We start from the raw sequence: 11,375 nt of genomic DNA, 5'->3' as shown, positions 1-11,375 counted from the left end.
GTCGACACCCGGGTGATCGAGGTGGCCCGGGCCGAGAAGAACGGCGTGCCGAAGTCGACGGGCCACGGTGGCCGAGCTGTGGGTCAACCGCAGCTGGGCCCTGGCCGAGCGCTGGGACGCCACCCCGGTCGAAGCCTGGACCGCGCCGGGCATCAAGCCGGCCGACGGCGACATCGCCCGCACGGCGGTGGTCGAGGCCGGCCGCGCCAATGTCGAAAAGCTGATCCCGCTGCTGAAGGACAATGGCGTCAAGTTCGCCTGGCCGCTGATGGTCTGGTGGACCAAGGACGGCCAGATGCGGGCCTGCGCCTGCGAACGGCGCGAGACCTATCGCTTCGTGCGCAAGGAGCTGGGGGCGAGCTGAAACCCGCCCCCTTGAGGCTTCCTAGAAGTCCTGAGCGGTCGGACGGACGGCGATCTCGCTGACGTCGACATCGGCCGGCTGCTCGACGGCGTAGGCGATGGCGCGGGCGATGGCGTCCGAGCCGATGGCGATCTCGTAGAACGCGTCCAGGTTCTTCAGGGACTCGGCGTCCGAGCTGCCGTGCTTGAGTTCGGTGTTTACGCCGCCGGGCGAGATCACCGTCACTCGGATCTTGGAGCCCACCTCGTGCCGGAGGCCTTCCGAAATGGCGTGCACGGCGAACTTGGTGCCGCTGTAGACCGTGCCGCCCGGGCTGAAGACCTTGCGGCCGGCGATCGACGAGATGTTGACGAACTGGCCCGAGCCCTGCGCCTCGAAGACCGGCAGGGCGGCGGCGACGCCGTACAGCAGGCCCTTGATGTTGATGTCGATCATCCGGTCCCACTCGTCGGTGGCGCCCGCCGATATCGGGGCGATGGCCATCAGGCCGGCGTTGTTGACCATCACGTCCACGCGGCCGAAGGCCTCGACGCCAGCGGCGATCAGGGCCTCGACCTCGAGCTTGACGGTGACGTCGGTCTGGCGGGCGACGGCTTGGCCGCCGGCGGCGCGGATCTCGGCGACCAGAGCCTCGAGGCGGTCGAGGCGGCGCGCGCCCAGCACCAGCTTGGCGCCCTTGGCGGCGAGATGGCGAGCGGTGGCTTCGCCCAGGCCGCTGCTGGCGCCGGTGATGACCACGACCTTGTTTTCGATATTGGCGGACATCTGGAAATCTCCTGTCGTTGCCGGGCCTGTCCCGGTGACAAGGAGATGCGCTTTTGAAGCGTCAGTGATAATCCTTGATAGTCTCAACAGACTTTCAAGCAGGATTTGATAATTGCAACGCGACCTGATGGACGGCGTCGTCGCCTTCGCAGCGGTGGCGCGGCGACGCAGTTTCACCGTGGCGGCCGGCGACCTTGGCGTGACCGCGGCCTCCGTCAGCCACACGATCAAGCAGTTGGAAGCCCGTCTGGGCGTGACCCTGCTGGCCCGCACCACCCGTGAGGTGGGTCTGACCGAAGCCGGCCGCCGCTTCCTCGACGGCGTCAAGCCGGCCGTCGAGGGCGTCATGGCCGCCACCGCCTCGGCGCGGTCGTTGGGGGAAGGGCCGGCGGGCGTGGTGCGGGTGACCCTGTCGCGCGGCGCCATGACCATGGTGCTGTCCCCGGTGGTGGCCGAGTTCTCGCGCGCCTATCCCGACGTGAAGCTGGAAGTGGTGGTCGACGACGTCTCGGTCAGCATCATCGAGGACGGCTTCGACGTCGGCGTGCGCCTGGGCGAGATGATCGCGCCAGACATGGTCACCGTGCGGGTCTCCAAGCCGTTCCGGTTCTGCGTGTTCGCCGCCCCGGCGCTGCTGGATCGCATCGGGCGGCCGGGCCATCCCCATGATCTGAAGGACTTTCCCTGCCTCAACATCCACCAGATCACGCGCCGTCGGAACTATCGCTGGGAGTTCGCCGAGAACGGCCAGGAATTCGACGTCGCGGTCGACGGGCCGCTGAGCATCAACGATTTCGACCTGCTGCGGCAGGCGGCGATCGACGGCATGGGCCTGGCCTACGGTCCGGAGACCCAGGTGGCCGAACATGTCGCGACCGGACGGCTGGAGCGGGTGCTGGACGACTACCTGGCCGGCGAGACCAGCTGGCGACTCTACTATCCCAGCCGCCTGGGCGCGTCGGCCCCGCTGCGGGCCTTCGTCGACTTCATGAGCCGCCGGCTTCGGGCGGCGGAGCGCGGCGGTTGACGTTGCGGCCTCTTTCCCTCCCAGCCGTACCGCGCTAACCGCAATCCCGATGCCGACTTCACTCCGCACCGCCTATCGCGAGCGCCTGGCCCAGGGCGAGATCCGTCCCGACGCCGCCCAGGCCGCCGCCGTCGACGCCCTGTCACGGCTGGAGGCCGACCTGGACTCGGCCGGCGAGCCCGGTTTCTCGCTGTTCGGCCGCAAGCCCAAGAGCCAGCGCGGCGTCTATCTCTGGGGACCGGTCGGGCGCGGCAAGTCCATGCTGATGGACCTGTTCTTCGAGTCCGCTCCCGTCGCCCGCAAGCGCCGCATCCACTTCCACGCCTTCATGGCCGAGGTCCACGCCCACATCGACGCCTGGCGCAAGGGCGACGCAGCCGAGCGCAAGGCGCGCTTCGGCCAGCACAAGGGCGACGACCCGATCGTCCCGACCGCCGACCTGATCGCCGGCCAGGCCCGGCTGCTGTGCTTCGACGAGCTGCAGGTCACCGACATCGCCGACGCCATGATCCTGGGGCGCCTCTTCGAAGCGCTGTTCGCCCAGGGCGTCACGCTGGTGGCCACCAGCAACCGGCCTCCGGACGACCTCTACAAGGACGGCCTGAACCGCCAGCTGTTCGTGCCCTTCATCGAGATGCTGAAGACCGCCCTGGACGTCGTGGCCGTGCGCGGGCCGGTGGACTTCCGCCTTGACCGCCTGCGCGCCGCCCGCACCTGGCTGTCGCCCAACGACAAGGCCCGCCAGGCCGAGTTCGAGCATCTGTGGGCCGACATGCTGGACGGCGCGCCCGAGACCGGCGCGACGCTGGAGGTGCTGGGCCGCAAGATGCGCCTGCCGCGCGTGGCCGGCGGCCTGCTGCGCTCGTCCTTCGCCAGCCTGTGCCAGCAGGCCCTGGGCCCGCAGGACTACCTGGCCATCGCCGAACGCTTCCACACCATCTTCCTGGAAGACGTCCCGCGCCTGACGCCCGAGCGGCGCGACGCGGCCAAGCGGTTCAACACCCTGATCGACGCGCTCTATGAGGCCGACGCCAAGCTGGTGGCCCTGGCCGACGCCGAGCCCGAGGCGCTGTATCCTGCCGGTGACGGCTCGTTCGAGTTCGAGCGCACGGTCTCGCGCCTGCAGGAGATGCGATCCGCCGATTATGTCGCCCGCGTACGGGACTAGGAGCCGCCATGAGCGTTCAAGACCGCGTCCGCGTGCGCGAGACCAAGCTGCTGTCGGACAACTGGTACGTCCTGAAGACGACGACCTTCGACTGGAAGCGTCGGGACGGGACCTGGCAGACGCAAGCCCGCGAGCACTACGACCGCGGCAACGGGGCGGTGCTGCTGCCCTACAATCTGGAACGGCGCACCGTCCTGCTGGTGCGGCAGTTCCGCTATCCGGCTTTCGTCAACGGCTATGACGACCTGCTGATCGAGGCGGCCGCCGGCCTGCTGGACGACGCCGAGCCGGAAGTGCGCATCCGCGCCGAGGTCGAGGAGGAGCTGGGCTATCGCCTCGGCGAGGTCCGCAAGGTCTTCGAGGCCTTCATGAGCCCCGGCTCGGTGACCGAGATTCTGCACTTCTTCGTGGCCGAATACGACGCGGCCATGCGCATCGGCGACGGCGGCGGCCATCCCGACGAGGGCGAAGACATCGAGGTCGTGGAGCCCACCATCGACGAGGCCCTGGCCATGATCGCCGACGGCCGCATCCGCGACGCCAAGACCATCATGCTGTTGCAGCACCTGGCGCTGAACGTGCTGCGCTTAGGGAGCAATCGAACGCACATCGCCCCCTAATTTCCCTCCGCCATTCCCGCCACAGGGGCGGGAATGGCGGAGCTTTAAAGAGGCGGGCGTCTCATATCGTGAAGCGAAACCCTGACCGACCTTAAGGCTCCCGCGCCAAAGGCACGGTGAAGCGGCAGGCCAGGCCGGTGTCTGCGTAGTCGACCGCGATCCGGCCCTGAAGTTCGCCGGTGATGCTGCGCTCGATCAGCCGTGAGCCGAAGCCGCGCTTGGCGGGCGGAGAGGCCGGAGGTCCGCCGCTTTCGCGCCATTCCAGGGTCAGGTCGTCGGCGTCGTCGACCGCCCAGGTCACCCGCAGGCGCCCGCCGCCCGACAGGGCGCCGTACTTGGCGGCGTTGGTGGCCAGTTCGTGGAACACCATGCCCAGCGCGAGGGCCAGGCGCGCCGACAGCTGGACGTCGGGGCCCTGGATCAGCACCCGCTCGGAGCCATAGGGGCTCAGCTCCTGCCACAGGATCTGGCGCAGGCCTGCGCCGGTCCAGTGGCTGTCGGTCAGGGCGTTGTGGGTCTTGGACAGGGCCAGCAGCCGCGACTCGAAGGCCTCGGCGAACCGCTCCGGCGTCGTCGCGCTGCGCAGGGTCTGCTGGGCGATGGCCTGGACAGTGGCCAGGGTGTTCTTCACGCGGTGGTTCAGCTCGTCGACCAGCAGGCGCTGGCGCTCCTGGGCCCGCACCCGGTCGCTGACGTCGGCGCCCTCGACGAAGACGCCGGACACCTCGCCGTCGTCCTCGATGATCGGCTGATAGATGAAGTCGAGATAGCGCTCCTCGGGCGCGCCGCCGGGATCGCGTTGCAGCACGACCTTGATCTGGCGGCCGACGAAGGCCTCGCCGGTGGTGCGCACGGTGTCCAGCAGCGCCACGAACCCCTGCTCCACCACCTCGGGCAGGGCATGGCCCAGCGGCAGGCCGACCACGTCGCGATGGCCGATCAGCTGCAGATAGGCGTTGTTGACCAGCTCCAGCACGTGGTCCGGGCCGCGCAGAACCGCCATGAAGCTGGGGGCCTGCATGAACAGCTGGCGCAGTTGCAGGCTCTGGGCCTGGACGGTCTCGGCCCGCCGCAGGACGTCATCGCCCAGCATGGCCGCCGCCACGGGCGCGCGCCCGCCGAAGGCCACGTCCTTGAGCCGCTGGATCTCGGTCACGTCCTGGGTGTGCTGGAGAATATAGAGGGTCTCGCCGTTCTCGCCGGCGATCGGCGTGTGGGTGGCGCTCCAGATCCGGTCCTCGAACCCTCCGCCCAGATGGGCGGGGCGCTGGATGGCGTACTGGATCAGCGGCAGCATATCGACCTGGCCGCTGTCGCGGGCCCGGATCAGCGAGCCTTCCAGGATCCTCCGGCTTTCCCCGTCGGACGGAAAGGCCTCGAACATGTCCAGGCCTTCCAGCTCCGACCAGGCGCGGGCGACGGTGGCGAGATAGGCGCGATTGGCGGCGACGAAGCGAAACTCGCGGTCCAGCATCATGTACGGACTCGGGATCCGGTCGAACACAGTCTGGAAATCGATCGGATCACGCATCAAGGCGCGCCTCCCCCGCGCGTCACTGGCATCACAATGCCAGCTTGGCTTTATAGGTTCCAATCCCGTCAACCCGTGCGACCGTGAGAACGTTTCTCAACAAGGGCGGTTTCGTTGACACCCCCGCCGTCACGCTTAAAAGCATCCCGCAACGCACAAAGGCTACTGGGGTTGGACCTCTCATGACCGACACGAGCCGGGGGCTGCCTGAGCGCCCGATGTCGCCGCACCTGCAGGTGTGGCGTTGGCATATCACCATGGCCTGCTCGATCCTGCACCGCGGCTGCGTGGTCGGCCTTTATGTCGGCGCGGTGATCCTGGCCGGCTGGGCGCTGTCCCTGGCCCTCGGCCCGGACGCCTACGCGCTCTATGCGGGCCTGCTGGGCTCGCTGATCGGCAAGCTGGTCCTGCTGGGCCTGACCTTCGCCGTGTTCTTCAACATCGCCTACACGATCCGCCAGGCCTTCTGGGACGCCGGCGTCGGCTTCGCGCCGAAGACCGCCGACCTGACGGGCGCGACCGCGATCGCCTTCGCGGTGGTCGCCACCATCGTCACCTGGGTGATCGCCGCCGCCACGGGAGCGCTCTGATCATGGCCGAGACCCACTCCGAACGTTTCCGCACCCCGCTGTCGCGGGCTCGCGGCATGGGCGCCGCTCGCCACGGCGTCAGCCACTTCATCACCGAGCGCGTTTCGGGCCTGGCCCTGATCCCGCTGTCCCTGTGGGGCGTGTTCGCCGGCCTGAAGCTAGCGGCCGGCGACTTCGAGGGCGCGGCCGTGTGGCTTTCCAGCCCGATCAACGCCGTGCTGCTGGCCCTGTTGCTGGTGACCGCCCTGGTCCACCTGCAGGGCGCGATCCAGGTCGTGATCGAGGACTACATCCACAAGTTCACGACCAAGAGCGCTCTGGTCATCCTGAACGTTTTCGTCTGCGTGCTCAGCGGCGCCCTGGGGGTCTTCTCGATCCTGAAGGTCGCCCTCACCGGAGCCTTCTGATGTCGGCCTACAAGTTCATCGATCACAAGTTCGACGTCGTCGTCGTCGGCGCCGGCGGCTCGGGCCTCCGCGCCGCGCTCGGCTGCGCCCAGGCCGGTCTGAAGACTGCCTGCGTCACCAAGGTGTTCCCGACCCGCTCGCACACCGTCGCGGCGCAAGGCGGCATCTCGGCCTCGCTCGGCAACATGGGCCAGGATGACTGGCGCTGGCACATGTACGACACCGTCAAGGGGTCGGACTGGCTGGGCGACCAGGACGCCATCGAATATCTGACGCGTAACGCGCCGGCCGCCGTCTATGAGCTCGAGCACTGGGGCGTGCCCTTCTCGCGCACGGCCGAGGGCAAGATCTATCAGCGCGCCTTCGGCGGCATGACCAAGAACTACGGCGAAGGCCCGATCCAGCGCACCTGCGCGGCGGCCGACCGCACCGGTCACGCCATGCTGCACACGATGTACGGCCAGTCCCTGGCCCACGACACCGAGTTCTTCATCGAGTACTTCGCCCTCGACCTGATCATGGACGAAGGCGGCGTGTGCCGGGGCGTCACCGCCTGGAAGCTCGACGACGGCACCCTGCACCGCTTCCAGGCCCAGATGGTGATCCTGGCCACCGGCGGTTACGGCCGCGCCTACTTCTCGGCCACCTCGGCCCACACCTGCACGGGCGACGGCAACGCCATGGCGCTGCGCGCCGGCCTGCCGCTGCAGGACATGGAGTTCGTGCAGTTCCACCCCACCGGCATCTACGGCGCCGGCTGCCTGATCACCGAAGGCGCCCGCGGCGAGGGCGGCTATCTGACCAACTCGGAGGGCGAGCGCTTCATGGAGCGCTATGCGCCGTCCGTGAAGGACCTGGCCCCGCGCGACATGGTCAGCCGGGCCATGACCATCGAGATCCGCGAAGGCCGCGGCGTGGGCCCCAACAAGGACCACATCTTCCTGCACCTGGATCACCTGGATCCGAAGATCCTGCACGAGCGCCTGCCCGGCATCTCCGAGACCGCCAAGGTCTTCGCCGGCGTCGACGTGACCAAGGCCCCGATCCCGGTTCTGCCGACCGTCCACTACAACATGGGCGGCATCCCCACGAACTTCTACGGCGAAGTCGTCACCAAGGTGGACGGCAACCCCGACCAGGTGATCCCCGGCCTGATGGCCGTGGGCGAGGCCGCCTGCGTTTCGGTGCACGGCGCCAACCGCCTGGGCTCGAACTCCCTGATCGACCTGGTGGTGTTCGGCCGCGCGGCCGCGCTGCGCTGCGCCGAGATCCTCAAGCCCGGCGCCAAGCAACCGGAACTGAAGGACAGCCAGACCCAGCCGCATCTGGATCGCTTCGACGGCTTCCGCAACGCCAACGGCACGCAGACGACCGCGAGCCTGCGTCTGGAAATGCAGAAGGCCATGCAGGAAGACGCCGCCGTGTTCCGCACCGGCGAAAGCCTGGAAAGCGGCGTTCGTCGTCTGGACGCGGTGTGGGCCAAGAAGGCCGACATCAAGGTCTCCGACCGGGGTCTGGTGTGGAACACCGACCTGATGGAAACCCTCGAGTTCGACAACCTGATCGGCCAGGCGGTCGTCACGGTGAACGGCGCGGTCAACCGCACCGAAAGCCGCGGCGCCCACGCCCGGGAAGACTTCGGCGATCGCAACGACGGCGAGTGGATGAAGCACACCCTGGCCTGGCTCGACGTCGGCACCGGCAAGGTGAAGATCGATTACCGCCCGGTCCACAGCTACACGATGTCGGACGACATCGCCTACATCCCGCCCAAAGCACGGGTTTATTGAGGGTCCTATGGTCGAGCTTACGCTTCCCAAGAACTCCCAGGTCAAGGCCGGCAAGCACTGGCCGGCGCCCGCGGGGGCCAAGAAGGTCAAGACCTTCAAGATCTATCGCTACGATCCCGAGGCGGGCGGCAATCCGCGCTGGGACACCTACGACGTCGACATGGACGCCGTGGGCCCGATGGTCCTGGACGCCTTGCTCTATATCAAGAACACCATCGACCCGACGCTGGCCTTCCGCCGGTCGTGCCGGGAAGGGGTGTGCGGCTCGTGCTCGATGAACATCGGCGGCCGCAACACCCTGGCCTGCACCCACGGCTGGGCCGAAGTGCCCGGCAAGGCCGTGCAGATCGCCCCGCTGCCGCACGCGCCGGTGGTCAAGGACCTGATCCCGGACCTGACGCTGTTCTACGCGCAGTACGCCTCGGTCGAGCCCTGGCTGCACACCGACACCCCCGAGCCGCAGACCGAGTGGAAGCAGAGCCCGGAAGACCGTCTGAAGCTGGACGGCCTCTATGAGTGCATCCTCTGCGCCTGCTGCTCGACCTCGTGCCCCAGCTACTGGTGGAACGGCGACAAGTATCTGGGCCCGGCGGCCCTGCTGCACGCCTATCGCTGGCTGATCGACAGCCGCGACGAAGCGACCGGCGACCGCCTCGACCAGCTCGAGGATCCGTTCAAGCTCTATCGCTGCCACACGATCATGAACTGCGCCCAGGTTTGCCCCAAGGGCCTGAACCCGGCCAAGGCGATCGCCGAGATCAAGAAGATGATGGTCGAGCGCGTCGTCTGACGCACCGGCTTCCGATCAAGGCCCTCACTCCCGTTTGATCGGTGGGCGAGGGCCTTAGAACTAAGACGTGTGGCGTACGCTCAAAACGCCGTATCCGTTCGATGACGGTGACCGCGCTCAAGGTGCTTGCCAAAAGGTGACGCCGCCGTCATTTTTGACGAAAGGGAGGGCGCGTCCTTGAACGCAGTCGAGCCGGGCGATCTGAACGCGCGCGTTGTCATTGTCGGAGCCGGTCACGCCGGCGGGTCGGCGGCCGCGTTCCTGCGTCAGTACGGCCATACGGGTCCGATCACCCTCATCGGCGACGAGCCGCTCCTGCCCTATCAACGCCCGCCGCTGTCCAAGGCTTGGCTGAAGGGCGAGGCCGACGCCGAGTCGCTCTCCCTCAAGCCCGCCGAGTGGTATGAAGAGGCCAACGTGTCCTTGCGCCTCGGCGGCGTGGTCACGCGCATCGATCGCGCCGACCAGACCGTCACCCTGGCCTCGGGCGAGATCCTTCCGTACGGCTATCTGATCCTGGCCACCGGCGCCCGCGCGCGGATGCTGCCGATCCCCGGCGCCGACCTGAAGGGCGTCCTGGCCCTGCGCACCGCCGCCGACGCCGAGCTGCTGAAGAACGCGCTGGGCCCCGACAAGCGCTTGGCCGTGGTCGGCGGCGGCTATGTCGGCCTGGAGGCGGCGGCCTCGGCCCGGGCTCTGGGCGCCCACGCCATGATCATCGAGCGCGAGGAGCGGGTGCTGGCCCGGGTCGCCTGCCACGCGCTGTCATCCTTCTTCCAGGACTATCACCGCGCCAAGGGCGTCGCCTTCGAACTCAACGCCGGGGTCGAGGCCTTCGAGGGCCGGGACGGCCGTGTCACGGGCGTGAAGTTCTCCGACGGCCGGGTTGTCGCCTGCGACGTCGTCCTCGTGGGCGTCGGCGCCATTCCCAATGACGAACTGGCCAAGGACGCGGGCCTGGAATGCGTCAACGGCGTGGTCGTGGATCTGGAGGCGCGCACAAGCGATCCGAAGATCTTCGCGATCGGCGACGTCAGCCATCGGCCGCTGCCGCTCTATGAGCGCCAGTTCCGCCTGGAAAGCGTGCCCAATGCGCTGGAGCAGGCCAAGCAGGCCGCCGCCGCCATCGTCGGCCGCGCCGGACCCGTTCCGGAAGTGCCGTGGTTCTGGTCGGATCAGTATGACCTGAAGCTCCAGATCGCCGGCCTGCCGTTCGACGCCGACCACATCGTGGTGCGCGGCGATGTCGCCGCCGCCAGGTTCGCCGTCTTCCATATGAAGGGCGACCTGATCCAGGCGGTGGAGGCGGTCAACGCGCCGCCCGAATTCATGGCGGGCAAGCAATTGATCGCCAAGCGTACGCCGGTGTCGGTGGGCAAGCTCACCGATACGACGATATCCATGAAGGACGTGGCGGCCTGAAGCCGCCCAAAGGGGAACTGATGGCCAAGATCACCTATATCGAGCACGACGGCGCCGAACACGTCATCGACGTGAAGCCGGGCCTGACGGTCATGGAAGGCGCGGTGAAGAACAACGTGCCGGGCATCGACGCCGATTGCGGCGGCGCATGCGCCTGCGCCACCTGCCACGTCTATGTGGACGACGCCTGGCTCGACAAGACCGGCGAGAAGTCCGCCATGGAGGAGTCGATGCTGGACTTCGCTGAGAACGTCGAGCCCAACAGCCGCCTGTCGTGCCAGATCAAGGTGTCGGACACCCTCGACGGCCTGGTCGTGCGGCTGCCGGAAAGCCAGCACTAAGGACGGCGTTAACGACGCCGTCCAAAAAGCGTCGTTATATCGTCACGCGGGGGTTGCCATGTCGGATGGCGAGGCCTAAATCCGCCCCTCGCTCGGAAACGCATCGCGCCCGGACGAAGTTGGTTCCCGAAAGGGCGCTTGCTTAGTCCGAATTGCTTCGCTAGTTTCCGCGCCTCAATCGACTCGGTGATGCACCATTCAGAGGGCGGCCTCGGCGGCCCTGGTTCATCCTTTTGCCTTTTCACTCCCCGGTTTCCGGGTTTTGAAATCGCCGAAAAGAGTTGGTTGACTTCGGAATGGAGCTTCTCTAGAAGCGCCGCTCCGGCATCGCCGCCAAGTGTTCGCAAGAATTCAGCGGCGCGATGTTAAGTCTAGTCAGTTGTTTCTAAGAAGATTTCTTCAAAGAAAATGGTTGACTGGATTTGGTAGCTTCTTTAGAAGCTGCCGGCTCTGCTGGATCGGTTGAAAAACTGGCTCGGCGGCGAAAGTCGGAAAGTTTTGAAAAAAACGATTTGACACGGAATTCGAGGTTGGATAGATAGCCGCCTCCGCCGACATCG

The 11,375-nt window shown here is 67.3% G+C and carries 12 protein-coding genes; 10 read left to right on the top strand and 2 right to left on the bottom strand.

Features of this window, described 5'->3' with window-relative positions; genetic code table 11:
- The first annotated feature begins 67 nt into the window (after positions 1-67).
- The gene (locus tag AC1RUS_RS11975) at positions 68-364 is read left to right on the top strand and encodes a hypothetical protein (protein ID WP_492916335.1); all 297 of its coding nucleotides are present in this window, start codon (positions 68-70) and stop codon (positions 362-364) included.
- Between the two features lie 21 nt (positions 365-385).
- On the opposite strand, the gene AC1RUS_RS11970 is transcribed toward AC1RUS_RS11975, so the two are convergent.
- Positions 386-1,129, bottom strand: a complete 744-nt coding sequence (locus AC1RUS_RS11970) for an SDR family oxidoreductase (RefSeq protein ID WP_492916333.1) — start codon at positions 1,127-1,129, stop codon at positions 386-388.
- Positions 1,130-1,241: 112 nt separating this feature from the next.
- On the opposite strand from AC1RUS_RS11970, the gene AC1RUS_RS11965 reads away from it, so the two are divergent.
- From AC1RUS_RS11965 to AC1RUS_RS11955, 3 genes are read left to right on the top strand one after another with little or no spacing between them, the layout of a single operon-like run.
- Positions 1,242-2,156: a LysR family transcriptional regulator gene (locus AC1RUS_RS11965; protein WP_492916331.1), complete on the top strand. Its 915-nt coding sequence runs from the start codon at positions 1,242-1,244 to the stop codon at positions 2,154-2,156.
- A 49-nt stretch (positions 2,157-2,205) separates the two neighbouring features.
- Positions 2,206-3,324, top strand: coding sequence for a cell division protein ZapE (zapE, locus tag AC1RUS_RS11960; RefSeq protein WP_492916329.1), 1,119 nt, complete (start codon positions 2,206-2,208; stop codon positions 3,322-3,324).
- A gap of 8 nt (positions 3,325-3,332) precedes the next feature.
- On the top strand, positions 3,333-3,944 hold the full coding sequence (locus AC1RUS_RS11955; RefSeq protein WP_492916327.1) for a GDP-mannose pyrophosphatase: 612 nt from the start codon (positions 3,333-3,335) through the stop codon (positions 3,942-3,944).
- Positions 3,945-4,035: 91 nt separating this feature from the next.
- On the opposite strand, the gene AC1RUS_RS11950 is transcribed toward AC1RUS_RS11955, so the two are convergent.
- A complete protein-coding gene (locus AC1RUS_RS11950) occupies positions 4,036-5,475 on the bottom strand; it encodes a sensor histidine kinase (RefSeq protein WP_492916325.1) in 1,440 nt (479 codons plus the stop codon).
- A gap of 182 nt (positions 5,476-5,657) precedes the next feature.
- Here AC1RUS_RS11950 and sdhC point away from each other — a divergent pair, with 182 nt between their 5' ends.
- The 6 genes from sdhC to AC1RUS_RS11920 all read left to right on the top strand — a co-directional run bounded on the left by sdhC (position 5,658) and on the right by AC1RUS_RS11920 (position 10,815).
- Positions 5,658-6,065: a succinate dehydrogenase, cytochrome b556 subunit gene (gene sdhC, locus AC1RUS_RS11945; protein ID WP_492916323.1), complete on the top strand. Its 408-nt coding sequence runs from the start codon at positions 5,658-5,660 to the stop codon at positions 6,063-6,065.
- Between the two features lie 2 nt (positions 6,066-6,067).
- Positions 6,068-6,472, top strand: a complete 405-nt coding sequence (gene sdhD / locus AC1RUS_RS11940) for a succinate dehydrogenase, hydrophobic membrane anchor protein (protein ID WP_492916321.1) — start codon at positions 6,068-6,070, stop codon at positions 6,470-6,472.
- Complete coding sequence (sdhA, locus tag AC1RUS_RS11935) at positions 6,472-8,262, top strand: succinate dehydrogenase flavoprotein subunit (RefSeq protein ID WP_492916319.1); 1,791 nt, start codon at positions 6,472-6,474, stop codon at positions 8,260-8,262. The genes sdhD and sdhA overlap by 1 nt, the downstream gene beginning before the upstream one ends.
- Before the next feature lie 7 nt (positions 8,263-8,269).
- Positions 8,270-9,052 (top strand): succinate dehydrogenase iron-sulfur subunit, encoded by a 783-nt coding sequence (locus AC1RUS_RS11930; RefSeq protein ID WP_492916317.1) that lies wholly within the window; start codon positions 8,270-8,272, stop codon positions 9,050-9,052.
- Positions 9,053-9,253: 201 nt separating this feature from the next.
- The gene (locus AC1RUS_RS11925) at positions 9,254-10,474 is read left to right on the top strand and encodes an NAD(P)/FAD-dependent oxidoreductase (RefSeq protein WP_492917098.1); all 1,221 of its coding nucleotides are present in this window, start codon (positions 9,254-9,256) and stop codon (positions 10,472-10,474) included.
- 20 nt (positions 10,475-10,494) lie between these two features.
- A complete protein-coding gene (locus AC1RUS_RS11920) occupies positions 10,495-10,815 on the top strand; it encodes a 2Fe-2S iron-sulfur cluster-binding protein (RefSeq protein ID WP_492916315.1) in 321 nt (106 codons plus the stop codon).
- Positions 10,816-11,375: the final 560 nt, after the last annotated feature.

The sequence above is a fragment of the Caulobacter sp. GW821-FHT10F06 genome (assembly GCF_058809215.1).
The sequence above is the reverse complement of the archived record's forward strand: the minus strand, read 5'-3'. Positions and strand labels throughout refer to the sequence as shown.